Source organism: Bacillus sp. 196mf, assembly GCF_003217275.1.
Taxonomy (GTDB): domain Bacteria; phylum Bacillota; class Bacilli; order Bacillales; family Bacillaceae_G; genus Bacillus_A; species Bacillus_A thuringiensis_S.
In genome coordinates this window covers 21,742-47,100 of record NZ_QJTG01000006.1, presented here as the reverse complement: position 1 = coordinate 47,100, position 25,359 = coordinate 21,742, and the positions used below count along the sequence as shown (strand labels likewise).

Sequence of the window (25,359 nt, the reverse complement as noted above, 5' to 3'; positions counted from 1 at the left end):
GAAAGATTATGAAATATATTGCTGCACTTACCATTTTATTTGGTAGTTTTTTCTGTTTTCAAACATTCACGTACGCAGATACGCCTATCCAAGTGGTGCGAAAAGAAGTGAAGTACATCGAAAACGATAATACAGTCTTATATTCGAAATTATGGGTTCGTTCTATGCAAAACGCAGTATTATTCCACCATAGCGATAATATTCGTAATCGGGACACATTACGTAATGTAACAAGTTCATCGCTTGTTAAAGCGAAGCAACTATCTTTTCAGAAAGCGACCCTCTATATACCGAGATTATCGCAATACGTATCAAAAATAGGAAAAGAAAATATTCAAGTGTACTACATTGCGATTCACTATAATGTGAAAAAAGAAAATGCATATCAACTAGATGGCATGAATTATTTTCTACAAGTATTCGTAAAAGAGCGTGGGGAATGGAAAATTGCTGAAAGTATAGTTGCCCCGACAGAGCAAATTGTGCAAAATGGTGATGGATTTGGGATGAAAGAAGAGATGGTGTATGGGGATAGGAGAGAAAATGTGAAATAACCTCCTTTTAAAGGAGGTTATTTCACACGCCAAGAAAATTTAAATTTTAATAAGCGAGATAATAGTAGGTAGACTATCGTACTGGTCCCTATAAAACCAATATAATAATTTACGATAGAACGACTTCCTCCCGCTGCCATTCCTCCAAACATTCCAATAAAGATTACACAACATATCATACATAGTGTTTTGAGCTTCGGATATAATAGAAAGTTTCCATTTTGTTCATTAGGTGATCTTGTATATAAGTACATTCCTAAAGGTAATAGAATAAGTATATTTGCGATTGGACCGATAAGTTTCGTTGCTGAAGGAATATACGTAAAATTAGGTTCATCATGACGTACGCCTTGTTCATCAGTATAAGCACGTTGAGGATCGTAATTAAAATTAATATTGAATCCACGAATGGGCGCTAAAATACTCGCTTTTTCTATTACTGAACCGTAACGATCTACATTCTCCTCCGTATAGACGGGATGATTAGAAATAAGTCCAACCGTATGAATAGAAATAGCGCCGGCAATTAGAGTCGGCAAAATAAAAGGGAATCCAAGTATAGCGACACTGAAGAATCCTTGTGAAATCATATTACCAGCAATTGTTCCTATGCATAATGCAACTGTATAGATAGCAATTAAGACGATAACCATGTATAAGAAGTAGGTATGAAATGGTGAAAATATTTGATACTTATTATGAAAAGTTGTCTTTTTCATAATAGCAAAAAGTCCCCAATTCAATATAACGATAGCTACAATATTACACACACCAAAAAGCCATTTTGTCATGAAGAGATGTTTCCGTTTAAATGGCATAGACCATAGAATGTCACTGGATTGATTTTGACGCTCCCATCCAATAAGGATACAGGCTAATGCAATAAGGAGTGTTCCTTGAACTATGATAGCATCGGGAAGTGAAAGGTGATAATTGTATCGGTATATATATTTCCATTCATTATTTTCATGAAAATATTTTAGTTGCTCGGCAGATGCTAAATAGTATTTATATGATAGTACATAAAAACTTACTAACCAAAATAGCCAAACAATATATTTACTTTGCTTGTAGGTATGCACCCATAATGCTTTTTGAAACATAGGATCTCTCCTTTAAAGAACTTTATAGTTTGTAAGACGTGATAATATAAAATAAGTGACGATTCCAAATAAAAAGAACCCAACATAGTAACTAAATAATAAATCAAAACGCTTTAACATTTGCCCACCTATTAATGCAACATAAAAGGTAGTACCCCATATCCAAATTGAGTTGTATTTTGGGAAAAGGAAAATTTTCTTATTATGTTCATTAGGTGATCGTGCATAAAGAAACATACCAATTAGTAAGCTGGAAATAGTATAGAAGATAGGAACAAGTATTACTTTTGCAGAGTAGTAACTATGAAAGGTGGGTCCCCTTTGTATTACTTTTCCATGATCTTCATCTGATTGGGCAGTAGGATGGTAATTATAACTAATTGAAAAGTTTAATATAGCGCTTGAAATGTTGGTTTTTCTATTGAATTCATAAACGTTTTTGAAATTCGTATAACTTGTATTCCCCTGTATTGCCTCAGTGTGAGCTGTAAAGAAAAGAAGTAAGAGTGAAAAGATTCCCATTCCCATGATGCAAAAAGTAATGCTAAAGATGCTTTGTGAAATAATACTGCCAGTAAATGTACCGATACATAAAGAGACAGTATAGATCGCTATATATGTAAAAATTGCATACAGGAAATATCGATGAAACGGTTCGAAAGATTGATATTCAAAGTGAATCGTAGATTTATAAATAAAATACATAAGACCCCAATTGATTAGAAGTGATAGTACAATGAAAAATCCACCGAAAACCCATTTCGACAAGAACATATCACGTCTTTTAAATGGAAACGTCATAAGTGAATTTCCATTTTGATTACTTCGCTCCCAGCCAATTAATATACAGGCTAGGATAATTGTAATAACACCTAACCAAAAGCTATTAGAGGAATAAAAAGAATAATGATAGTAGAATTTTTCTTCACCCAATCTTTCTGGATGGAGAAAGAGAGACTGTTGTTCTTCTGCTGTTTGATAGTATTCAAAAGATAAACAATAAAGTGAACTGAAGAGAAAAAGCAACGCAGCATATTTCCCGCACTTCCAATTCCACATCCACAACGCTTTATGAAACATACCCATCCTCCTCCAGTGTCGTAACGAAGACATCTTCAAGTGACATTGTTAATTCTTCAATGAGTATAGGTTGTTCTTTATAAAACTTCTCAAGCGTTACAGCTACATTTCCTTCAATTAAAATCGTATATACTTTTCCCGTTTGATTTAATATTTTAATATTGCTTAAGTTTTCTAGTTTTTGAGGTAATGATCGTTCATAAGCAACTTGAATTTTAGCAAATTGTGATTTTGCATCGTCTAGTGATGTAATAGAAGATACGGTATGTCCTTTTAATATGATGATTGTATCTGCAATTTGTTCAACTTCATCTAAATGATGGGTAGATATGAAAATGGTAATCTCTTTTTCTGCAACTTCTCCAACGAGAAACTGTAAAATCTGTCTTTTAACGATAGGATCAAGTCCGTTTGTTGGTTCATCTAAAATAATATATTCTGCCTGTGCAGCAACAGCTAAAATGATGGCAAGCAGTGCCTTCATTCCTTTTGAATAACTACGAATTCGTTTGTTTGGTAAGTTGAAACGTTCTAGTAGTTCGTAGAAATATGGTTCATCAAATGCGGTATAAACTGCTTTATAAAACTTCACGATTTCTTTTACTGTATAACCGTTCAGTATGTTAGTAGAATCCGGGACATATACGATTTTTTGTTTCGTTTCAGGATTCTTATGAATGTCGATATCCTCATATGTAACAGTTCCCTCATCTGGGTCTAAAATGCCGACCATCGTTCGTAATAAAGTTGTTTTCCCCGCACCATTTCTTCCAAGTAATCCGACGATACTACCTTTTTGTAATGTGAAAGAAACATCGTCTAAAATTGTTTGATTATCAATTGTTTTCTTCAAGCTTGTCACTTTCAACATCCGTATTCCCTCCAATCTCTTTATAGTATGAATCTATCCAATCATGAATTTTATCTTTCGTAATACCAAGATAAGAGGCTTCTAATAGTAATTGATGAAATTGCTTTTCAACCATAGCGATTTTCCTTTCGTCTAATGTTGGGGTAATCGATTGGGATACAAATGTTCCTTTTCCTCGTAACGTTTCAATAATTCCTTGTCGCTCTAACTCTTGATACGCTTTACTCACTGTATTTGGATTTATAACGAGTAAAGAAGCGAGTTCGCGTACAGAAGGAAGTTTATCACTTGGAGCCAACATGTTTTTCAATACGAGTTCTTTTATATTTTGAACAATTTGTTCCCATATCGGAGTGTTGCTTCTTGGGTCAAGTTGAATATGCAAGAGCAATGTCTCCTTCCTCATATGTATTAAGTGTACTACTATGCGTAATACACTTAATACAATATAAGGGGCGAATGTATTTGTCAACTGAAAATAATAGAAAAAATTGGTATTAAAAAAAGGAGAATTGGAAAAAATAGGTCTGATATAGAATGGAGGGTTAGTCATGAAGCGAGTTTTTGGAATACTTGTTTGTTTCATGTTATTGCTTTCTGGAACTTCAGTGAGTTTTGCGCAATCTGAAAAAACGAAGCAGGAGAAAACAGAAGAAACAACGCCGAAGTTAGCGGAACAAGCGTCGTCAGCAATCGTAATTGAGCAAGATACAGGTAAAGTTTTATTTGATAAAAACCCAAATGAAAAATTACCACCTGCTAGTATGACAAAGATTATGACAATGCTTTTAATTATGGAACAAGTTGAAAAAGGAAAACTAAAACTGACCGATAAAGTTAGAGCAAGCGAACATGCAGCTTCAATGGGTGGATCGCAAATCTTTTTAGAACCTGGGGAAGAGATGACTGTAAATGAGATGTTAAAGGGTATTGCAATTGCATCTGGAAATGACGCATCTGTTGCAGTAGCCGAGCACATCGCAGGTTCAGAAGAAGGATTTGTAAATATGATGAACAAAAAGGCGAAAGATTTAGGGCTGAAAAATACACATTTTCAAAACCCAACAGGTCTTCCGGCCAAAGACCATTATTCGACAGCAAATGATATGGCTATAATGGCGAGAGAATTGATGAAGTATCCACTTATTCGTAAATACACAGGTAAGTACGAAGATTATTTACGTGAAGATACGGATAAAAAGTTTTGGCTCGTTAATACGAATAAACTAGTACGTTTTTATCCTGGCGTAGATGGAGTAAAAACAGGTTTTACGACAGAAGCGAAATATTGTTTAACAGCATCGGCTGAAAAAAATGGTATGCGTGTCATTTCAGTTGTCATGGGAGCACCAACATCAAAAGAACGGAACAACCAAGTGACAAAGCTTCTTGACTATGCATTTGGACAATATATGACAAAGAAATTGTATACGCGCGGCGAAAAAATTAAGACAGTTCAAGTAGGAAAAGGGAAAAAAGAAAAAGTAGATTTAGTTGCGTCAGATAATGTTTCTCTTCTTATGAAGAAGGGCGAGAATATGGACAAGGTAAAACAAGAAGTAATTGCTGAAAAGAAAGTAAAAGCACCGATTAAAAAAGGTGACGCGCTTGGCACCCTTGTTATAAAAAAAGATAAAGATGTTTTATTAAAACAAACAATTATAGCAAAAGAAGATGTTGCTGCAGCGAGCTGGTGGGAGTTATTTAAAAGAAGTTTTGGGATGTTTTCAACATCAAAATAGCGGCAAATATTTTGCCGCTTTTCTATTCGTATGTAAGTGAATAATGCTGAAAGGTTTCACTTTATGACGAAATAGTTCTTCTTTTGTCAGCAGGAAGGATTCTTATTTTATATCACGAAAATCTTTATGTATGTGAATAAGTAAAGTTTGAGCATAAGGAGGAAATCGTGTGAGTCTTTCCATGCAATTAGAAGTAAAACGTGACGTCCTATGTGTGAGACTAGAGGGTGAATTAGATCATCATACGGCTGAAGAGTTGCGAACGAAAGTAACAGATATGATTGAGACACATGGTGTTCATCATATTGTTTTGAGCCTAGAGAACTTATCGTTTATGGATAGTTCTGGTCTAGGTGTTATATTAGGCCGATATAAACACGTAAAGGGATTAGGTGGAGAAATGGTTGTTTGTGCAATTTCACCGCCTGTTAAGCGTTTATTTGAAATGTCGGGCTTATTCAAAATCGTTCGCTTAGAAGAAAGTGAAGCGCACGCGCTCGCGACGTTGGGGGTGGCATAGATGAGAAATGAAATGAACCTTCAATTTTCAGCATTAAGTCAAAATGAATCATTCGCTCGCGTTACAGTGGCGGCTTTCATTGCACAACTAGATCCAACGATGGAAGAATTAACGGAGATTAAAACAGTTGTGTCAGAAGCGGTTACAAATGCAATTATTCATGGATACGAAGGAAATGCAGAAGGTATTGTTTATATTTCTGTAATTTTGGAAGAAGCAATGGTGAAACTCACGATTCGAGATGAAGGGATTGGAATCTTTAACTTAGATGAAGCGAGACAACCCCTTTTTACAACTAAACCTGAATTAGAGCGTTCCGGAATGGGATTTACTATCATGGAAAATTTTATGGATGAAGTAGAAGTTATTTCAAACGAATCTTTCGGGACAACAATCCATTTGACAAAATACTTATCAAATAGTAACGCTCTATGCAATTAAGGAGAATAGCCTATGGACATAGAGGTCAAAAATGAGAAGAAGAAACCTCAGTTAAAGGACCACGAGCTAAAAGCGTTAATTCAAAAAAGTCAAGATGGAGATCAACAAGCGAGAGATACAATCGTTCAAAGTAATATGCGCCTCGTTTGGTCGGTTGTACAGCGGTTTCTTAATCGAGGATACGAACCAGACGACCTATTTCAAATTGGATGTATTGGGCTCTTGAAATCGGTAGATAAATTTGATTTATCTTTCGACGTGAAATTTTCAACATATGCAGTTCCAATGATTATTGGTGAAATACAACGTTTCTTACGCGATGATGGATCAGTGAAAGTTAGTAGGTCTTTAAAAGAAACAGGAAACAAAATTCGAAAGATGAGAGATGAGCTTTCCAAAGAATTCGGAAGGGCTCCAACGATTAATGAAGTGGCAGAGGCACTAGAACTAACGCCAGAGGAAGTTGTTCTAGCACAAGAAGCGAGCCGGGCCCCTTCATCTATACATGAAACTGTATATGAAAACGATGGAGATCCAATCACTATTTTAGATCAAATTGCAGATCAATCTGAAACGAAATGGTTCGATAAAATTGCTTTAAAAGAAGCGATTAGAGAACTAGATGAACGAGAGCGCTTAATTGTATACTTGCGTTACTATAAAGATCAAACACAGTCAGAAGTAGCCGAGCGCATAGGCATTTCGCAAGTACAAGTTTCAAGACTTGAAAAGAAAATATTAAAACAGATGAAAGATCGAATAGATGAATAATTGTCTATTCGATCTTTTTATGCCGTTAATAGGAGAGAGATGTTAATTTTCGCAAAAATTAACAGAATTTATTGATAATTTAGTCAATTTAAAATATAATCCAAGTATGAACTTGTCATAAAGGGGGAAGGAAACATGGAAACGAGGCAACAATGGGGAACGAGGGCTGGCTTTATTTTCGCAGCGGTCGGATCTGCCGTTGGATTAGGAAACATATGGCGTTTTCCTTATACAGCGTATGAAAATGGAGGAGGAGCATTCTTTTTACCGTATTTATTTGCATTATTAACGACTGGTATTTCATTGTTAGCGTTTGAGTTTGCCCTTGGTCATCGTCATCGTGGCTCAGCACCACTTACATTTTTCCGTATTAGCCCGCGTGCAGAATTTATTGGATGGTGGCAAATGTGCGTAACATTTATCGTTTCAACATATTATGCAGTGATTATTGCTTGGTCTATATCGTATACATACTTTGCAATTACTGGAGCATGGGGAAAAGACACGCAATCATTTTTATTTAAAGAGTACTTACATGTTGCAGATAAGCCAGGACAATTTGGAGGACTTGTACCAGAAGTATTAATTCCGTTAGCTCTCGTTTGGATTATTGTGCTTGGCGTTGCATTTAAAGGAGTTAAAAAAGGAATCGAAGTTGTTAACCGTATATTTATTCCTTTATTAGTTGTTATGTTCCTTATTATCGTTGTTCGTGCAGTGACGATGGAAGGTGCTATGCAAGGACTAGATGCATTCTTTAAACCAGATTGGAGTCGTATTTTTGATGGGAAAGTATGGCTTGCTGCTTACGGTCAAATATTCTTTAGTTTATCTTTAGCATTTGGAATTATGATTACGTATTCTAGTTATTTACCGAAAAACTCGGATACAACAAATAATGCCTTTATTACTGGATTTGCAAACTCAGGATTTGAATTATTAGCAGGTATTGGGGTCTTTGCAGCTCTTGGATTTATGGCAAATAATATGGGAGTACCGGTTGATAAAGTAGCAAGTGCTGGCGTTGGGCTTGCGTTCGTAGTATTTCCCAAAATTATTAATGAATTGCCGATGTCACCGTTGTTTGGTGTTTTATTTTTCTTATCGTTAACGGTTGCTGGAATTACATCACTTATTTCACTCGCGGAAGTATGCTTTGCCGCTGTATCTGAAAAATTCAGTTTAAGTCGGGAAAAAACTATTGGAATTATGGGAACCCTTCTCGTGTTAGTTTCTCTTGTTTTTGCAACACGTGGTGGACTTATGTTCTTAGATGTTGTCGACTATTTCGCTAATAATTTCGGATTAATTACAATTGCACTTGCGGAAGTAGTTACGATAGGGCTCATTTTACGCCGTTTACCAGTTTATCAAAATCATGCAAACTTTGTATCTGATATTAAATTAGGAACGTTTTGGAGAGTGAGTTTACTCGTTATTACTCCGCTTATGTTAGGCTATATGCTAATTGATGGTACAATCCAAAATATTAAAAAGAACTACGGAGATTATCCGACTGAGTTTGTTGTAACGTATGGTTGGTCGATAGCAGCAGCATTCCTCATAGTTGCAATAATCATTGGCCTGAAAAAATGGGATGCACAAATTCATTCGGATTCTGCCAAGCTTGAAAAAGAATGGAAAGATCGAGGTGTTTCATAATGAGTGGATCAGCGATTATGATGATGGTTATTGGAATAGTAGTCATTTGGGGAGGGCTTGCATTAAGTATTGCAAACTTATTTAAGAAAAAGGCATAAGTAAAAAACATCTGTACCAAAATGGTGCAGATGTTTTTTTATGAAAAAATTGTATTAGAAAAAAATTCAATAACCATACTACAACTACGAGGAAGAGTGAAGGGGTGAATGAAAGTTGGAACAAACGATTTATATTAAAATGCGCAATCGTTTAAAAGTTTCTCCTACTTATGAAGTAAAGCTGGGCGATGTTGCTCAACTTGCCGGAGATTCTTCCGTAGTTGAGTTGTTACAAAATGAGATAGTTTACAAAATAACAGCGCATGATAAGACGCATGTTGTAATTGATGTTATGAAAGTAATTGAGATTATTCAACAGAAAGCATCTCACGTACAAATTAATTTACTCGGTTCCGGACAAACTCTTGTTGAAATTATATATGAAAAAAAGAAGGCACACCCAATTTTTTTCGGGCTTGTATGGCTGTTACTGTTCATTGGAGCGGCCCTTGCAATCATTTATTTCCATGAAGATGTAAGTATGCAACAAGTACATCAACGGTTATATTACATGATTACTGGAGAATTCAATGCACAACCACTTTTATTTCAAATTCCTTATTCTTTAGGTCTTGGTTTAGGGATGGTTCTATTCTTTAATCATGTATTTCAAAAACGAATTAATGAAGAGCCGAGTCCGTTAGAAGTTGAGATGTTTCAATACCAACAGTCACTTGATCAGTATGTAATCGTTAATGAAAACAAGGATAATATGAAACAACTTGCCGATGATTGAGTCTGGGTTTGTTATTTTAATTGGTTTAGCTGGAGGGATAGCGGTAGGTAGTGGATATGTCGCATTTTTAGCTGTACTTGGTATAATCCCCCGTTTAGCCCAATTAACGAGAAGTGGAAAGCATATTCAATATTTTGAGTGGGCAGTCATTGCAGGTACTTTAACAGGGGCTTGGTGCAGTTTGAAAAACATTACACTTCAAACGTCGCAATATTGGCTCGTTATATTAGGGCTATTTTGTGGTACGTTCATTGGAATGCTCGCTGCGGCATTAACAGAGGTGTTAAATGTTCTACCTATTTTAGCTAAACGAGTAGGGGTAGAGGGGAAGATTATTGTTTTACTCGTTGCTCTTGTACTTGGGAAAGTAATAGGGTCGTTGTTTCACTGGATTTATTTCGTAAAGTAGGAGGCAATATATAAATGACAAGTCAGAAGTTGAAGGATGATTACATAAATAAAGTGAAGGAGTATCATCCAAAGCCAAACTATTTACTAAATTGTATCAAAGCATTTCTTGTAGGTGGACTCATTTGTACAGTTGGAGAAGTATTGATGAAATTTTATATACATTATTTTCACTTCAGTGAACAAGAGGCAGGAAACCCAACTGTTGCAACGCTTGTTTTATTATCCGCGATTTTAACGGGGTGTGGTGTATATGATAAAATCGGTCAATTTGCTGGAGCAGGATCAGCGGTACCGGTAACAGGATTTGCAAATTCTATGGCAAGCGCTGCTTTAGAACATAAGAGTGAAGGGATTGTTCTAGGGATTGCGACAAATATGTTTAAACTGGCAGGAAGTGTGATTGTATTTGGGGTTGTTGGTGCATATATCATTGGGTTAATAAGGTATACCTTTAAAATTTTTATGTCTTAAAGGAGGGGCTAGTATGAGGTTGACCGGAAAACAAACGTGGGTATTTCAAAACGATATATATGTGAATGCAACGGGTACTGCTGTCGGTCCGAAAGAAGCTGAGGGCCCTCTTGGAAAAGATTTTGATATTTCATATGATGACTTGCATTGTGGAGAGGAAAATTGGGAGCTCGCCGAACGAAGATTAATGTCAGACTCAATTCAACAAGCAGTGCAAAAAGGGAATATAAAAACATCGCAAATTGATTTCTTTTTAGCGGGAGATTTATTAAATCAAACAGTGACAGCAAATTATGTTGCGCGTCAGTGGGGCATTCCTTTTTTAGGAATGTTTAGCGCCTGTGCGACGTCTATGGAGACTTTAGCAGTTGGCTCAGCTTTTATAGACGGTGGATTTGCAAATCGTGTCTTAGCTACAGTAAGTAGTCATAATGCAACGGCTGAAAGACAATTTCGCTATCCAACAGAGTACGGTGGGCAAAAACCAGGGACAGCAAATTCAACTGTGACTGGTGCAGGATCTATATTAATTAGCAATGAAAAAAGTGCAATTAAAATTACGGCGGCTACAATCGGAAAAGTGCAAGATTTAGGAATCACAAATCCTTTGGATATGGGGGCAGCGATGGCTCCAGCAGCAGCTCATACAATTCAACAGCATTTTGAAGATTTAAGAAGAAGTGCCGATGACTATGATTTGATTGTTACGGGTGATTTATCAGCTGTTGGGACACCGATTGCAAAACAACTTATACTTGAGGAAGGTTACGATCTTGGACATATATACAATGATTGCGGATTAATGATTTATGAATCAAGTCAAGAAGAAGTATTTGCAGGTGGTAGTGGTTGCGCTTGTTCAGCAGTTGTCACATATGGCCATTTATTACACGAGATGCAAAAAGGGAATTTACAACGAATTTTTGTCGTTGCCACTGGCGCATTATTAAGCCCGATAATGATGCAACAGAAAGAAACGATTCCAACAATTGCACATGGTGTCGTATTTGAGAGAGTTAAAGGAGAGTGAATTGTGGATTTTATATATGCATTTCTTGTAGGTGGAGCTATTTGTGTAATTGGGCAACTATTGTTAGATTTCGCAAAGTTAACACCAGCTCATTTAATGGCAACTTTTGTAGTCATCGGAGCAATTTTAGATGGATTTGGATTGTACGATAAACTAATAAAGTTTGCAGGTGCTGGAGCAACAGTCCCTATTACAAGTTTTGGACATTCACTATTGCACGGAGCAATGCATGCAGCAGAAAAACATGGATATTTAGGAATTGGTATTGGCATGTTTAGTTTAACGTCTGCGGGCATTTCCGCAGCGATATTGTTTTCGTTTTTTATAGCACTTATATGTAAACCGAAAGGATAAATCAAATGAGACGAAGGGTTGTTTTGGTCACAGATGGAGATGAATATGCAAAGCGGACAATTGAGCTTTTAACAAAGGAATTTGGGGGAAGGTGTATTTCAGCATCACAAAGTAATCCAACCAAATTGACAGGGAAAAAAGTTGTTGAGCTTATTATGCAAACGCCATATGACCCTGTATTTGTCATGTTTGATGACAGTGGATTTATTGGAGAAGGATCTGGTGAAAAGGCTTTAAAATATGTAGCTACCCATAAACAAATTGATGTGCTCGGTATTTTAGCGGTAGCGTCTAATACGCATCATTGGGAATGGGCACGTGTAGATGTAAGTGTAGATCGGAACGGAAATTTAACCGAATACGGTGTTGATAAATTTGGACTTCCAGATGGTGAAATTGGCAGAATTAGCGGAGATACAATTTATTGTTTAGATGACTTGAATGTTCCTGTCATCGTTGGAGTCGGTGACATTGGTAAGATGTGCGGGAATGATGAATGGGAGAGGGGATCACCTATTACTAGAAAAGCGATTCAATTAATTTTGGAAAGGAGTGGTTTTTATGACGAAGCCTAAAAAAGTGGATATCCCTATATCAACTTTCATAAGTGATAATGAAAATTATTTAAAGCAGACAGTTGGACTAGGCGTTACATACGATGTTGGCATTCGTAAATTTCAAATTTTGAATAAAGAAATCGGTGTGTTATTTGTAAACGGACTTTGTGATACAAATTATATTATCCCTATTTTAGAAGAAGCGGTGGATACAAATGAGATAAGGGATGTAGAAGAAGATACAGTGAAGCTTTTAGAGAATCGCTTAATCCATCAACAAGTAAGCAAAGTGAAAACGATGGATGAGGTAATGCTCCAAGTATTATCAGGGCTCATTGTGATATTTGTGGAAGGTGAAACGGAAGCGTTCGCGATTGATGTTCGTAGTTATCCAGGGCGAACACCGACAGAACCAGATACCGAAAAGGTAGTACGCGGTGCGAGGGATGGATTTGTTGAAAATATCGTTGTAAATACAGCGTTAATTCGTAGGAGAATTCGAGATCCACGACTTCGAAATGAAATGGTTCGAGTAGGAGATAGATCACAAACGGATATTTGTATTACATACGTTCAAGATGTTGCAAATCCAGATTTAGTAAAGATTATAAAACAAGAATTAAATAACATTGATGTAGATGGAATTACGATGGCGGATAAAACAGTAGAAGAATTTGTTGTAAAGCAAAGCTATAACCCATTCCCGCTTATTCGATATACAGAAAGGCCAGATGTAGCAGCAAATCATCTACTAGAAGGACATGTGTTAGTACTTGTTGACACATCGCCAAGTGCCATGATTACACCGACAACATATTTTCACCATTTACAGCATGCAGAAGAGTTTAGACAAAATCCAGCTGTCGGTACATTTTTACGCTGGGTGCGCTTTTTAGGTGTTATATTCTCGTTATTTTTATTACCATTTTGGTTAGTGTTTGTATTTGATCCAACTCTTTTACCAGCAAATCTTGCTTTTATTGGACCGACTAAGATGACGCATTTACCAATCCTATTACAGGTGTTAATGGCAGAGGTCGGACTTGAGTTTTTAAGGATGGCTGCTATTCATACTCCAACCCCATTATCGTCTGCAGCAGGGTTGATTTCCGCCATATTAATTGGTCAAATTGCAATTGATGTAGGTTTGTTTGTGCCAGAAGTAATTTTGTATGTAGCGGTTTCGATGATTGGTGCATATGCAACACCGAGTTATGAATTAGGATTAGGAAATAAGGTTGGGAAATTGTTTGTTATTATTTTAACAGGTCTCTTCCATGAGATGGGATTTGTAATTGGTATGACGATATTAATTTTATTTTTAACGTCTATAAAAAGTTTACAAACACCTTATTTATGGCCGTTTTTACCATTTGATTGGGGCGCGTTAACAAAAATTTTACTCCGCCCAACGATGTCTAGTTTAAAAGTACGACCAAGTATTGTAAGACCTCAAAATGTAAAAAGACAAAAATAAACGGGATTATACACCCGTTTATTTTTTTAGTAAAAATTTATTGTTTTTTAACAAAAATCAAACATTTTTTGTGTACACTTAGAGTAGATATTGTGTATGGAAGGGGAAGAGGACATGATTAAATTATTTGTAAGTGATTTAGATGACACGCTCGTTTACGATGTGAATCATATGCAAAAAGAAGATGAACGTGCGCTGTGTTGGTTAGCTGAGAAAGGGACAAATATTTGTTTTGCCTCTGGCCGCTTTACACACAGAATTGATGAAGTTGTAAAAAGGTTTTCATTCCCATATTACACAACTGGCTTAAATGGAGCGACAATGTTACTTCCAGATGGGAATTTATTTCATGAATCGAGTTTTGAAAATACGGTTGCCCAGGAAATATATCGATATATACATAAAAAAGGACTAGCGGATATTGTTTGTGCAAATGAGCAACGATATACAAAAAGGAAAAATGAACATCACCATAATTTTGAAGCGTATATGGGCGTGCATATCGCTGAAATTGAAGCGTTAGAAGAAGAGTTTGGTAAGACTGTACACCCTGCAAAATTGTTTGTTTTTGGAGAAGAAGAGAAAATTGTGACGTTAGATCAAGAGCTACGAGATATGTTTCAAGGCGAAGCGGAAGTTTTTATATCAGGTAAACGCTATGTTGATATTATGCCAAGAGGCGTGAGTAAGGGGAGTGCTCTAAAGCGACTAATGGACCATTTGCAAATTGAAGCAAATGAAGTTGCTTGTATTGGAGATTCCTTCAATGATATTTCTATGTTTGAAGTAACCCCGCATTCATTTACTCTTCATCATGCCCATCCATATGTAAAGGAGAAAGCAAATCATATAGTGCGTTCGGTTGAAGAGGCTGTTATGAAATTACCGTTACTTGTATAAAAAAGAAGCCCGTCACTGGCGGGCTTCTTTTTTACTTGAATAAAGATTTAACAAAATCAATGATACTTGAGAAGAAATCTTTCACTTTATCTAGAAAACTTTGTCCTTCTTCAGATCCTAAAAAGGCAGAAACGTGTTCTTTTGCTTTGTTTAATTGACTACCAACTTGATTCCAATCGATATTAAGATTCTTCATTTTATCAAATAACGCTACTAGGTTATCTAATTGTTCATCTGTTAATGTAATGCCGAGTTGATCAGCAATTTTTTTAATTAATGAACGTAAATCTTCTGTTGTTTTTGGCTGTTCTTTTGCAATTTCTTCTTTAATTTTTGCAACAAGTTGAACTGCTTTTTCTTCACCAATTTTATCACCAAGCTGGGCTGTTTGTACCATTTCTTCATTCGCTACTTTTTTAACTTCTTCCGGAATTGGTTTATTGGACGCAGTTTCATATGCTTTCATTAATCCAGTTAAAGCTGCAGTTCCTGAAACTTTAAAAGGTGCAGTAATTTGAATTTCTGCATCTTTTACACCTGCTGTAATCAAAGCGTTAGTGTACATTGCATCTGTTACCCAGTTAATGTTCTTTGATCGCACAATAAGACCAGATCCTGGTTTTGTGTATGTAATCATAGAAGAAGAAATTGCTCTCGTACCAATTTGTGCTTTTGGAACAATGCCTTCTAGAAATTTATGTTCTTCCGCATTAGATACAGTAATAATTGTAGCATCTTTCGGTGCTTTCATTTCTTTTAACAGATCTTGTTTTTGTTGTTCGGATAAGTTCTCTCCTAGTGTAACAATTGATTCTCCCTCGATGATGTCTGCAAATGAAGCTGTTGGCATCATAAATACCGTTACAGCTAATAGCAGAGCTAATAATTTCGTTTTCACGAAAAACCGCTCCCTTTCTCTTTCTAAAATTTTCGGGCAACAAAGTTATTATAGTATATATTTCTTATTTGTCACCTAGCTTTTTCCACATTTTAAAAAAGAAGTATCTAGATTGTCGGATTCTTTTTGTTTCTAGTCATGAATGTGGTAATATAATGCTGAGATAGTTGAAAGGAGACATATACATATGAAAACTTTAGGATACATATTAATGGAAAACGGTGAAAAAATCGAATTGGAATTTTTCCCAGAAGAAGCGCCAAAAACAGTAGAAAACTTTAAAAAATTAGCAGAGCAAGGATTTTATGACGGTGTTACATTCCACCGTGTTATTCCTGGCTTCGTAAGCCAAGGTGGAGACCCAACAGGTACAGGTGCTGGTGGTCCAGGTTACTCTATTCCATGTGAAACTGATGGAAACCCTCATAAACACCTTGTAGGATCACTTTCTATGGCTCACGCTGGCCGTAACACAGGCGGTAGCCAATTCTTTGTTGTTCATGAGCCACAGCCACATTTAGATGGCGTTCATACTGTATTTGGTAAAGCAACAAGCGGTATTGAAACAGTATTAAAAATGCGTCAAGGCGATGTAATGAAAGAAGTTAAAGTTTGGGAAGAATAAGGTAAGGGAAAAGAGAGCTTTTGCTCTCTTTTTTATTTTTAATGAGATTGAGTACTTCTTCTACAGCATCATACAAGTAGTATTGTTGCTAAAATATATTGCTTGTGAGAACAAACCTTTAACAAATTACATAGAATACATTACATTATATGTTTCCACAAATACTTTTTGTTATATTAATTTTGCTAGAATTGTGCTGCTTTAGGGTAACTATGAATGAAGTGATGTTGAATGATATGTTTCTTTTCATTCTATATAAAATTTTCTTTTTTTCACTCTATTTATTAAAGGAATAGTGCTGAAACATAGATTTGACTTTCTTCTTTTCGCTTTGTATGATTATCAAGTTGTTTTAGACTCTTCTCACTCTGTTGAAAATATTGTAAAATGAATGTGATATGAAAAGAGTGATTGAGGGGATTACTAGTTTGTAACTTTTGTGAGAAGGGATAAGGGTTATGTTAATTCGTTTTAAAAAAAGTTATGAAAAAATCGCAATGGGGCTTCTTTCGTTTATGCCAACTGAAAAAGATTTGAAAACATTACAATTGACAATGAAAGAATATGAAGCAAAAGATGATTGGCAATTGTATTTGTGGAAAGAAAATGAAGATTTTGTTGGAATAATGGGGATTGTAAAAAAAGAGAATCAAGTATTAGAAATTCAGCATTTAAGTGTAAATCCGTCTCACCGTCATGTGGGGATTGGAACGAAGATGGTTCAAGAGTTAAAGAGTAAATTTCTTGAGTTTACAATTTGCGGAAATGAGCAAACAGCAAATTTTTGCGAAAAATGTAAAGGGCTAGAACAAAATATACATTCGTGAAAGCAGGGATAAGTAGTTTATTATCTCTGCTTTCTTTTTTGTAATTGTTCGTTTCGTTCAGTAATGACCTCTGTGCGATCACGCAAAGTGTGCTTGTGTATAATATATTCACTTGGAATAGCATTCAAGTCTTTCCAAGAGAGGTTTTGTTTTTTGCATAACTCTATGCACTGCTTCTCTAACAATGGATCTGATAAGGGTAAAAATAAAGGTACAAAACGTTCTTTTTTATGGATAGATTGCAATCTTTCATTGAGCAAGGAAAGAAGTTGTACTTGATTAATTCCTAAACGTTGTAAAGACACACCGCTTTTTTCTAAAATTGTGATTGCGCTTTTCATCATTTTTGTGGAACCATTCCAGTTAGCACGTCTTTGGTGGTATAAAGAAACTGCAATTTGAATGAGACCAACTAAGTAATGATCACGATTTCCTCTTGGTTTTGTCTTCCAGTACTCTTCTAGTATTTCGTGGCATTCAAAATAGTCGTAATCTCCTTGGAAATGAATTAAAAATTGTATGTATTCGGTAGGATACATGTTTTCTCGCCCCTATCTAACGGTTATACATATAAGTGTATCATAGAAATATGAACAATAAACGACTAGGAGATTTCCCCCTAGCCGTTATTGTTCATATTAGCAGAAGCAAGCTGCTCCTACAATAATTAGCAAAATAAACAGTACAACAAGTAATGCGAACCCACCGCTAAAACCACAATCAACGTGACCCATAGTTTTTTGACCTCCTACATTGTTCTTACTACACTTTTATCATATGAAGTGGTGGGCATGATGACATAGGCATCGGTCTATTTTTAATTAAATTTCTTAAAAAGGTTGGATAGAACATGAGTATGCTCTATACTTATGTTGTTATAGAAAAAATGTGGTGGGATGCTTTGTGCAATATAATTTTAAAGTAGAGGCTTTTGAAGGGCCTTTAGATCTATTGTTACATTTAATACATCGTTATGAAATTGATATATATAATATTCCTGTAGCAGATATTACAGAGCAATATTTATCTTATGTGCATACGATGAAAGAACTGCAATTAGATGTTGCAAGTGAGTATTTAGTAATGGCCGCAACGTTATTACAAATTAAAAGTAAAATGTTGTTGCCGAAACATGAAGAAGATGTACTTGATAACGGTGATGATTTTATAGATGATCCTCGTCAAGAATTGATGGAGAGGTTAATTGAATATAAGAAATATAAGCAAGTTGCTACTGAGTTAAAAGAAAGAGAACAAGAAAGAGCACAGCTATATACACGTCCACCAATTGACTTTACATCGTTGCAACAAGAAGAAGAGACAAGCTTGCCTCTTGATGTTACGTTATATGATATGCTAGCGGCATTTCAAAAATTAATGCGCCGTAAAAAGGCAAAAAAACCTGTAACAACACGTATTACTCGTCAAGAAATACCAATTGAACAGCGAATGACTGATATTTTAAAGCAGTTAAAAATAAAGGGTGGTCGCCAAAGTTTTCATGATTTGTTTGTTGATGATGAACGTGAAATAATGGTTGTAACATTTTTAGCAGTTCTGGAACTTATGAAAAATCAACAAATCATAATTGAGCAAGAACATAATTTTGATGAAATTTTCGTATCAAGCTCTAATAAATCTGCATAGAGCAAGTATATGAAATTGGGATAGAAACACTTTATCTCATGCTATGTTTTAATGTATCGTTTGGAACAAGAGAAGAAATATTGAACCGAACGCATTGATTGTGATTCGGTTTTTTGATGTGTATTTTTATGGGAAAATAGAAGGAAGGAGCTCGTGAAATGGATAGGAAAGAACAAAAGTCAATTATTGAAGGCCTTTTATTTGTTTCTGGTGATGAAGGGATTTATCCAGAACAAATAGCGAAAGTTCTTGAAATTGAAATGAATGAAGTAATTAATATTTTAGAAGAAATGCAACAAGAATGTGAAGGTGCAAACCGTGGTTTGCAAATTGTACAGTATGCAAAAGTATATCGTTTTGCTACAAAGAAAGAACATGCTTCATATTATCAAAAATTAATAGATACACCAACAGCAGCTTCACTCTCACAAGCTGCCCTTGAAACGTTAGCGATTGTTGCATATCGTCAACCAATCACAAGGACTGAAATGGAAGAGATTAGAGGAGTTAAAACCGATAAGGCGTTACAAACGTTGGTTTCACATTTACTTATAAAAGAAATGGGAAGAGCAGAAGGACCAGGGCGTCCTATTTTATACGGAACAACAAAAGAATTTTTGGACACATTTGGATTGAAAACATTAGATGATTTACCGCCGCTTTCTGAAGAGAATGAACAAATGAATGAAGCGGATTTATTCTTCGGTTCCTTACAAGAGATATCGAAATAAAAGCTTAGCATTTTGCTAAGCTTTTTTTTGTATATCAATTATTTACAGTGCCATACTAAATGAAAAAAGGAGACGAGTTATGAGAGGTATGCGGATTATTCTATTATTAGTTTCTGTTTTATTATGTTTTTCTTTAAATAGCGCATCAGCTAAAAGGTATATGATGTCTATTCATACTACGTCTCCTTTACATATGCATCGGCAACATCTTAGTAAAATGAAAGTGAGCTTTTTAAAAGTGGGGCAAGGTGATGCAACACTTATCATAATGCCAAACGGACAAACAATGTTAATTGATGGAGGACCTTATGAAGCAGGAGAGGTTATTATTCAGAAATTAATTGAGAAAGGGATTAATCATTTAGATGTAATTGTCAGTACTCATCCTGATATGGATCATATAGGGGGGCTAATTCCAATTGTAGAGCAAATGCCGGTATCGCTTATATTAGATAGCGGAAAAACATATAGTTCTCTTACTTATCATACATATCGGAATAATATTAAAAAAAGAGGGATACCTTTCGTTTCAGTAAAGGAAGGGCAATATATACCGCTGGATCCACATGTTTCTATACAAGTATTAAACAATGGGAAATCAAAAGATGAAAATAATGAATCCTCAATTGTTTTAAAGGTGCGATATGGAAAAGCGGATTTTTTATTAATGGGTGACGCGGATGTACGGACAGAACATGAAATATTAAAACAATTTGATGTACATGCAGATGTTTTAAAAGTGGGGCATCACGGCTCGTATACTTCAACAAGTGAAACGTTTATAAAAAAAGTGGAACCGCAGTTTGCTATTCTGTCTTACGGGAGTAGTAATCCGTATGGACATCCTCATCAAAGTGTAGTAAAACGCTTAAAAAGGCACGGTATAATGGTATATAGAACGAATAAACGTACAGTAGAAATAGAAACAGATGGTGAACATGTTATGTTAGAGTCTAGCGGGTTAATGCCATTGTTGAAGTGATTTCTATATTAGGGGTGGATACTGTCCCTTTTTGGAAAAATGAATAATATATATTATAATTATAAGGGACGTAAGAAATTTCCTTTTTTGTTGAATAAAAAGGAAATTTCATTAGAATGTATAGACAACTACTCGTGCATATATTAAGATGGAACTAGGCGAATAAGGTAATAATAACAAGTAGGTATTTCATGGGAAAGGATCGATGAAAATGAAAACGCAAATTGTCATCAATGCCAAAATTTACACAGGTCAAGAAATAGTGGAAAACGGATTTATCCGTTACGCAGAAACCATTAAAGAAATTGGTTTGATGGCTCAATATGTACCACAAGAAAATGAAACTGTTTTTGATGCTACAGGGAAGATTGTAATTCCAGGTATGATCGATGTTCATATTCATGGTGGATACGATATTGATGCGATGGATGCAAATAGCGATGGGTTAGTAACTCTAGGTAAAGAAATGTTAAAAGAAGGGGTTACAACTTACTTCCCGACAACAATGACACAAGCTCCAGAGGCAATTGAAGCAGCGCTAACTGCTGCGAAAGAAGCAAAAGAAAAAGGAGCGCATTTCGAATATATTCACTTAGAAGGACCTTATGTTTCAAAGAAACGTGCAGGTGCACAACCACTTGAACATATCGTTCCTGCAAATATTGAGCAATTTAAACAATGGCAAGAAGCAAGTGGGAATTTAATTAAATTAGTAACATATGCACCAGAAGAAGAGGGAGCATTAGAGTTTGAACAATATCTTGCTGAAACTGGTGTAGTGGGCACAATGGGGCATACAGATGCAATTGATGCGCAACTAAAAAATAGAAAGATTACACATGCGACACATTTATACAATCAAATGCGTGGATTACATCACCGTGAACCAGGAGTTGTTGGTCATGTGTTATTAAATCCAGATGTAATGGTTGAAGTAATTACAGATGGTATTCATATTCACCCTGATATGGTGAAATTAGCATATAAGTTAAAAGGACCGAAAAAAGTAAGTGTTATTACTGACGCAATGCGCGCAAAAGGTCTTGAAGATGGATTATATGAGCTTGGCGGACAGCCAGTACATGTAAAAGATGGTAGTGCTCGATTAGAAGATGGAACGTTAGCTGGTAGTATTCTAAAAATGGATCAAGCTTTCCGAAATGTAATTGAATTTACGGGTTGTTCAATCGAAGATGCAGTACTGATGACATCAGTTAACCAAGCAGAAGAGTTTGGATTAAATAATAAAGGTGCATTAGCAGTAGGAAAAGATGCAGACTTTGTTGTGATGAATGAAGATTTACATGTATATGATACGGTTCGTTTAGGAATTCATATGAAGGAAGGGAAGTAATTAAATGAATATTCTTGTTGTAAAAACTCCAGAAGAACTAGCCGAAGCAGGTTATAAATTAATTGAAGAAGTTGTAAAAACAAAAGAAAATCCAACATTAGGAATGGCTACAGGAAGCTCTCCATTAGGTATTTATGCAGAAATGCGAAAAAATAAACTTGATACAAGCCGTGTAACCACTGTAAACTTAGATGAGTACGTAAATTTACCACATGAAGATAAAAACAGCTATCACTATTTCATGCAAGAACAGTTGTTTGATCATCTTCCATTTAAACAAACTTATGTACCAAACGGGATGGCAAGTGATTTAGAGGAAGAGTGCAAACGTTACGAGGGCATTCTAACTGCTAACCCAGTTGACCTACAGATTCTTGGAATCGGTGAAAACGGTCACATCGGATTTAATGAGCCAGGAACACCGTTTAATTCTCCAACGAACATTGTTGAATTAACAGAATCTACACGCCAAGCAAACCTTCGCTTCTTCGAAAAAGAAGAAGATGTGCCAACTCATGCGATTACAATGGGAATTGGAAGCATTATGAAAGCGAAACAAGTTCTACTTGTTGCTATGGGTTCTAAAAAGGCAGAAGCTGTTAAAGAATTATTGCAAGGTGAATATAGTGAAGAGTGTCCGGCTACAGTTTTACAACGTCATCCGAATGTAACCGTAATCGCAGATCAAGAAGCTCTATCTTTATGCAGTGAGGCGATTGCTGATGAACATCGACAAGTATTCACCATTTCCGATCTATTATCAGATTCAAGAGTGGGTGAAACAGCTAATTGAGGACGGCGAATGGAAGCCGGGAGATAAAATCCCATCTGAGAATGAACTTTGTGATAAGTTCGAAGTGAGTCGTATGACAATCAGACAGGCGATTAATAATTTAGTGGAACAAGGCTATTTATATCGGAAGCGTGGAATTGGAACATTTGTCCAACTTCCGAAAGTGGAACAAAAATTGCAAGGAATGACGGGCTTCACAGAAGATATGATTTCTCGTGGAATGAACCCAAGTAGTCAATTACTTAGTTTCCGCCTAGTTCCAGCTACTGCTAAAATAGCAGACCGGTTGAGAATACAGGAGGGGGAATCGGTTTATGAAGTGAGGCGTATTCGCTTAGCTGATGATGAACCGATTGCTTTTGAGACGACATATTTGTCGCCAGCTCTTGTAAAAGATATTAACGAAGAGATATTGCAACAATCTTTATATGAACATTTAGAGAAAAAACTGGGCTTTAAACTTGTTAGCGCTACTCAGTCAATTGAAGCTTCTGTTGCGACGGAAAATGAAGCTGAACATCTGCATATTCCTAAAAAGGCGCCTGTACTTGTAATGCGTCAATGGTCATATTCAGAAGGTGAGATACCGCTAGAGTACGTGAAATGTATTTATCGTGGAGATCGTTATAAATTTATTACGAATATCGCACGTAACAAATAGTATATTTCAGTTTGTGAAGTACAGTCGAAATGAAAATGGATAACATGTAAAGAAATAAAAATACGACTCATCCTTATAAGGAATGAGTCGTATTTTTATTATGAGCAATTACGTGGTTAACAGCATCTTTGACGTGATTTACTACATAGTGAGCGTGTTTTTTTACTGCATCATCTGCTTGCGACATAGCAAAACTGTGAGGAGTTAAAGAAAACATAGGAATATCATTGTAAGAATCCCCTATACAAGCAATTTCCTCAGGTTTTATTTGAAACTCATTTAATAAAACAGAAATGGCAGAGCCTTTACTAACATTCGGTGGCATTACATCTAAACATTGTTCTGCTGAGATGAAAGTGCTAACTTTCCCGTGGAATTTTTCATCAATTTTTTTTTGAAGGAGTTGTAAGCTCTCCTTTGTTCCACCGACGGAAATTTTATTTGGGAAAATTGTATCATCAATCTTCTGTAGTAAGTTTGGTTCTTCAACAGAAGTCATTGTTACTTGTTGTTCAAGTTCTTGAATAAAAGGTGTTTTCTCTTCAATGTAATAATTATGCTCATCACTTACATAACGGAAATAAGGATTTTCATTCGTCATAGCTAACAAATCGGGAAGTATGCTGGAATCAAAAGTTGCAGATAATAGTTGTTTATTTTCATGTGTATATACAAAAACACCATTTACACTAATACGATGAAAATTTGTATTTACAGCTTTCATTAAGTCTGCAATTTCATTATCAAGTCTTCCGGAAGCGAAGCAAAGAATAACATTTTGCTCGGCGAGGCTGCGTAGTGCCGCAACATCTTGTTCATCAATAAGACCTCCGTGTTGCATCATTGTACCATCGATATCACTTACAAACATTTTAATCATGCTGTTATCTCCTTTCTATGTACAGGTGCTCTTACATTATACGCATCATATATAAACATGTCTAAAAAATGAATTTTTATTAAATGGCAGATGTTTTACATTGACGACAAAGAAGAATATTCTGTAACATAAAAGTAGGCTATTTAAGTACGAGGGTGGTGTTATATGAATAATTATCTAGAAATTAAAAAAGTTTTAAATAATAATGTCATCATTGCTAGCCATCCTGAACACGAGGAAGTAGTAGTGATTGGTAAAGGAATTGGATTTGGGAAAAAAGCGAAAGATGTATTGGAGCAAGAACAAATCGAAAAAATGTTTGTCTTAAAAAATGAACGTGATCGTGAACAATATAAATTATTAGTGCCGCATGTTAGTGAAAAATTAATTGAATTGATGAACGATATTATGCTGTACATTCAAGAAAAAGCGAAATCTCCACTAAATGAACATATTCATATTGCGTTAACAGATCATATTTCATTTGCAATTAAAAGGTTAAAACAAGGACTTACAATTGATAATCCTTTTTTAGTTGAAACAAAAATGCTCTATCCAGAGGAATATGAAATTGCGGAAGGTGTTGTAGAACTTTTAAATTCTCGTTTGCAAATTACATTGCCAGAAGGAGAAATTGGTTTTATTGCACTTCACATTTACAGTTCGCTTACAAATTCTGATTTATCTTCAGTTAATCAAAACTCCCGTCTCATTGCACAACTTGTATCTTTAATTGAGACAAACTTAGAAATTACATTAGATCAAGAGAGCATTCATTATTTACGCCTTATTCGTCATCTTCAATATGCTATTGAGAGGGTGAAAAAGGGAGAAAAAGTAGAAGAATCGCAAAGTTTTGCCGATTTATTAAAGGCGGAGTATCCAGTTTGCTATAACGTAGCTTGGAAGCTAGTTAAGGTCATGCAAAAAGAGTTGCAACTACCTGTATATGAAGCTGAAAGTATTTATTTAACGATGCACTTGCAACGCTTAGTCAAGGCAGAGCATGTGTAATAAGTCATATATTTTTGTCTAAAATGAAAACGTTAAAAAAAATGATTGAATCGCTTACAATAGTTATGTATAATAACTATTGCAAAGTTATACAAATTTCGACAAACACATTAAGGTGAGTAACGAAAACGTTTGCCTTAATTATAGTGAACTTATACGTAAACCTATT

At 35.5% G+C, this 25,359-nt stretch carries 32 protein-coding genes; 24 read left to right on the top strand and 8 right to left on the bottom strand.

Going from position 1 to position 25,359, the window contains the following annotated elements; genetic code table 11:
* Positions 1-8: 8 nt before the first annotated feature.
* Positions 9-554, top strand: a complete 546-nt coding sequence (locus tag ATL10_RS11290; protein ID WP_069604579.1) for a hypothetical protein — start codon at positions 9-11, stop codon at positions 552-554.
* A gap of 17 nt (positions 555-571) precedes the next feature.
* Here the strand turns inward: ATL10_RS11290 and ATL10_RS11285 are convergent, their stop codons facing one another.
* Genes ATL10_RS11285 through ATL10_RS11270 form a run of 4 tightly spaced genes read right to left on the bottom strand, consistent with a single transcriptional unit; the run spans position 572 to position 3,993 of the window.
* Positions 572-1,657 (bottom strand): acetoin ABC transporter permease, encoded by a 1,086-nt coding sequence (locus tag ATL10_RS11285; protein WP_069604578.1) that lies wholly within the window; start codon positions 1,655-1,657, stop codon positions 572-574.
* A 12-nt stretch (positions 1,658-1,669) separates the two neighbouring features.
* Positions 1,670-2,737, bottom strand: coding sequence for an ABC transporter permease (locus ATL10_RS11280; RefSeq protein ID WP_142669951.1), 1,068 nt, complete (start codon positions 2,735-2,737; stop codon positions 1,670-1,672).
* Positions 2,727-3,608, bottom strand: coding sequence for an ABC transporter ATP-binding protein (locus tag ATL10_RS11275; RefSeq protein ID WP_069604576.1), 882 nt, complete (start codon positions 3,606-3,608; stop codon positions 2,727-2,729). The genes ATL10_RS11280 and ATL10_RS11275 overlap by 11 nt, the downstream gene beginning before the upstream one ends.
* Positions 3,574-3,993 (bottom strand): GntR family transcriptional regulator, encoded by a 420-nt coding sequence (locus tag ATL10_RS11270; protein WP_000548027.1) that lies wholly within the window; start codon positions 3,991-3,993, stop codon positions 3,574-3,576. Before ATL10_RS11270 ends, ATL10_RS11275 begins: the two co-directional genes overlap by 35 nt.
* Positions 3,994-4,159: 166 nt before the next feature.
* Here ATL10_RS11270 and dacF point away from each other — a divergent pair, with 166 nt between their 5' ends.
* The 14 genes from dacF (at position 4,160) to ATL10_RS11195 (ending at position 14,778) form a co-directional block, all read left to right on the top strand.
* Complete coding sequence (gene dacF, locus ATL10_RS11260) at positions 4,160-5,350, top strand: serine-type D-Ala-D-Ala carboxypeptidase DacF (RefSeq protein ID WP_000831997.1); 1,191 nt, start codon at positions 4,160-4,162, stop codon at positions 5,348-5,350.
* Between the two features lie 169 nt (positions 5,351-5,519).
* Positions 5,520-5,870, top strand: a complete 351-nt coding sequence (gene spoIIAA, locus ATL10_RS11255; RefSeq protein WP_000059135.1) for an anti-sigma F factor antagonist — start codon at positions 5,520-5,522, stop codon at positions 5,868-5,870.
* Complete coding sequence (gene spoIIAB, locus ATL10_RS11250; RefSeq protein WP_001243398.1) at positions 5,871-6,311, top strand: anti-sigma F factor; 441 nt, start codon at positions 5,871-5,873, stop codon at positions 6,309-6,311.
* Between the two features lie 12 nt (positions 6,312-6,323).
* Positions 6,324-7,082, top strand: coding sequence for an RNA polymerase sporulation sigma factor SigF (gene sigF, locus ATL10_RS11245; RefSeq protein ID WP_000350729.1), 759 nt, complete (start codon positions 6,324-6,326; stop codon positions 7,080-7,082).
* Positions 7,083-7,217: 135 nt separating this feature from the next.
* Complete coding sequence (locus tag ATL10_RS11240) at positions 7,218-8,744, top strand: sodium-dependent transporter (protein WP_090977125.1); 1,527 nt, start codon at positions 7,218-7,220, stop codon at positions 8,742-8,744.
* Positions 8,744-8,842, top strand: a complete 99-nt coding sequence (locus ATL10_RS11235) for a methionine/alanine import family NSS transporter small subunit (RefSeq protein WP_000016826.1) — start codon at positions 8,744-8,746, stop codon at positions 8,840-8,842. Before ATL10_RS11240 ends, ATL10_RS11235 begins: the two co-directional genes overlap by 1 nt.
* A 115-nt stretch (positions 8,843-8,957) precedes the next feature.
* A complete protein-coding gene (locus tag ATL10_RS11230; RefSeq protein WP_000438367.1) occupies positions 8,958-9,578 on the top strand; it encodes a stage V sporulation protein AA in 621 nt (206 codons plus the stop codon).
* The gene (spoVAB, locus tag ATL10_RS11225; protein WP_000572941.1) at positions 9,571-9,987 is read left to right on the top strand and encodes a stage V sporulation protein SpoVAB; all 417 of its coding nucleotides are present in this window, start codon (positions 9,571-9,573) and stop codon (positions 9,985-9,987) included. Before ATL10_RS11230 ends, spoVAB begins: the two co-directional genes overlap by 8 nt.
* Before the next feature lie 14 nt (positions 9,988-10,001).
* Positions 10,002-10,460: a stage V sporulation protein AC gene (gene spoVAC, locus ATL10_RS11220; protein WP_000203808.1), complete on the top strand. Its 459-nt coding sequence runs from the start codon at positions 10,002-10,004 to the stop codon at positions 10,458-10,460.
* 13 nt (positions 10,461-10,473) lie between these two features.
* On the top strand, positions 10,474-11,490 hold the full coding sequence (gene spoVAD / locus ATL10_RS11215; protein ID WP_110496927.1) for a stage V sporulation protein AD: 1,017 nt from the start codon (positions 10,474-10,476) through the stop codon (positions 11,488-11,490).
* Positions 11,491-11,493: 3 nt separating this feature from the next.
* On the top strand, positions 11,494-11,844 hold the full coding sequence (gene spoVAE / locus ATL10_RS11210) for a stage V sporulation protein AE (RefSeq protein WP_000345907.1): 351 nt from the start codon (positions 11,494-11,496) through the stop codon (positions 11,842-11,844).
* Between the two features lie 5 nt (positions 11,845-11,849).
* On the top strand, positions 11,850-12,419 hold the full coding sequence (gene spoVAEA / locus ATL10_RS11205) for a stage V sporulation protein SpoVABEA (RefSeq protein WP_001254416.1): 570 nt from the start codon (positions 11,850-11,852) through the stop codon (positions 12,417-12,419).
* Positions 12,406-13,878 carry a spore germination protein SpoVAF gene (gene spoVAF, locus ATL10_RS11200; protein WP_000165595.1) on the top strand — a complete coding sequence of 491 codons (1,473 nt, stop codon included), beginning with the start codon at positions 12,406-12,408 and terminating at the stop codon, positions 13,876-13,878. Before spoVAEA ends, spoVAF begins: the two co-directional genes overlap by 14 nt.
* A gap of 96 nt (positions 13,879-13,974) precedes the next feature.
* Positions 13,975-14,778 (top strand): Cof-type HAD-IIB family hydrolase, encoded by an 804-nt coding sequence (locus ATL10_RS11195; RefSeq protein WP_003271593.1) that lies wholly within the window; start codon positions 13,975-13,977, stop codon positions 14,776-14,778.
* A 31-nt stretch (positions 14,779-14,809) separates the two neighbouring features.
* Here ATL10_RS11195 and ATL10_RS11190 read toward each other — a convergent pair whose 3' ends face one another.
* The gene (locus ATL10_RS11190) at positions 14,810-15,676 is read right to left on the bottom strand and encodes a DUF1002 domain-containing protein (protein WP_000850513.1); all 867 of its coding nucleotides are present in this window, start codon (positions 15,674-15,676) and stop codon (positions 14,810-14,812) included.
* A gap of 187 nt (positions 15,677-15,863) precedes the next feature.
* Between ATL10_RS11190 and ATL10_RS11185 the strand changes: the two genes are divergently transcribed.
* Complete coding sequence (locus tag ATL10_RS11185) at positions 15,864-16,301, top strand: peptidylprolyl isomerase (RefSeq protein WP_000853788.1); 438 nt, start codon at positions 15,864-15,866, stop codon at positions 16,299-16,301.
* Between the two features lie 458 nt (positions 16,302-16,759).
* Positions 16,760-17,128, top strand: a complete 369-nt coding sequence (ribT, locus tag ATL10_RS11180; protein ID WP_090977129.1) for a GNAT family N-acetyltransferase RibT — start codon at positions 16,760-16,762, stop codon at positions 17,126-17,128.
* Positions 17,129-17,148: 20 nt separating this feature from the next.
* On the opposite strand, the gene ATL10_RS11175 is transcribed toward ribT, so the two are convergent.
* Positions 17,149-17,667 carry a DUF309 domain-containing protein gene (locus ATL10_RS11175; RefSeq protein ID WP_000283610.1) on the bottom strand — a complete coding sequence of 173 codons (519 nt, stop codon included), beginning with the start codon at positions 17,665-17,667 and terminating at the stop codon, positions 17,149-17,151.
* A 99-nt stretch (positions 17,668-17,766) separates the two neighbouring features.
* Positions 17,767-17,862: a YjcZ family sporulation protein gene (locus ATL10_RS11170; protein WP_000510194.1), complete on the bottom strand. Its 96-nt coding sequence runs from the start codon at positions 17,860-17,862 to the stop codon at positions 17,767-17,769.
* A 169-nt stretch (positions 17,863-18,031) separates the two neighbouring features.
* On the opposite strand from ATL10_RS11170, the gene scpA reads away from it, so the two are divergent.
* The 6 genes from scpA to ATL10_RS11135 all read left to right on the top strand — a co-directional run bounded on the left by scpA (position 18,032) and on the right by ATL10_RS11135 (position 23,296).
* Positions 18,032-18,775 carry a segregation/condensation protein A gene (gene scpA, locus ATL10_RS11165; protein WP_001199751.1) on the top strand — a complete coding sequence of 248 codons (744 nt, stop codon included), beginning with the start codon at positions 18,032-18,034 and terminating at the stop codon, positions 18,773-18,775.
* 158 nt (positions 18,776-18,933) lie between these two features.
* Positions 18,934-19,506 (top strand): segregation/condensation protein ScpB, encoded by a 573-nt coding sequence (gene scpB / locus ATL10_RS11155; RefSeq protein ID WP_000375171.1) that lies wholly within the window; start codon positions 18,934-18,936, stop codon positions 19,504-19,506.
* A 79-nt stretch (positions 19,507-19,585) separates the two neighbouring features.
* The gene (locus tag ATL10_RS11150) at positions 19,586-20,488 is read left to right on the top strand and encodes a ComEC/Rec2 family competence protein (RefSeq protein WP_001214828.1); all 903 of its coding nucleotides are present in this window, start codon (positions 19,586-19,588) and stop codon (positions 20,486-20,488) included.
* A gap of 211 nt (positions 20,489-20,699) precedes the next feature.
* The gene (gene nagA, locus ATL10_RS11145; protein ID WP_001987227.1) at positions 20,700-21,842 is read left to right on the top strand and encodes an N-acetylglucosamine-6-phosphate deacetylase; all 1,143 of its coding nucleotides are present in this window, start codon (positions 20,700-20,702) and stop codon (positions 21,840-21,842) included.
* A gap of 4 nt (positions 21,843-21,846) precedes the next feature.
* A complete protein-coding gene (gene nagB, locus ATL10_RS11140; protein WP_001024208.1) occupies positions 21,847-22,635 on the top strand; it encodes a glucosamine-6-phosphate deaminase in 789 nt (262 codons plus the stop codon).
* On the top strand, positions 22,565-23,296 hold the full coding sequence (locus ATL10_RS11135) for a GntR family transcriptional regulator (RefSeq protein WP_014894892.1): 732 nt from the start codon (positions 22,565-22,567) through the stop codon (positions 23,294-23,296). Before nagB ends, ATL10_RS11135 begins: the two co-directional genes overlap by 71 nt.
* 73 nt (positions 23,297-23,369) lie before the next feature.
* Here the strand turns inward: ATL10_RS11135 and ATL10_RS11130 are convergent, their stop codons facing one another.
* Positions 23,370-24,176 (bottom strand): Cof-type HAD-IIB family hydrolase, encoded by an 807-nt coding sequence (locus ATL10_RS11130; RefSeq protein WP_000594250.1) that lies wholly within the window; start codon positions 24,174-24,176, stop codon positions 23,370-23,372.
* A gap of 165 nt (positions 24,177-24,341) precedes the next feature.
* Between ATL10_RS11130 and glcT the strand changes: the two genes are divergently transcribed.
* Complete coding sequence (gene glcT, locus ATL10_RS11125; protein WP_001067322.1) at positions 24,342-25,190, top strand: glucose PTS transporter transcription antiterminator GlcT; 849 nt, start codon at positions 24,342-24,344, stop codon at positions 25,188-25,190.
* Positions 25,191-25,359: the final 169 nt, after the last annotated feature.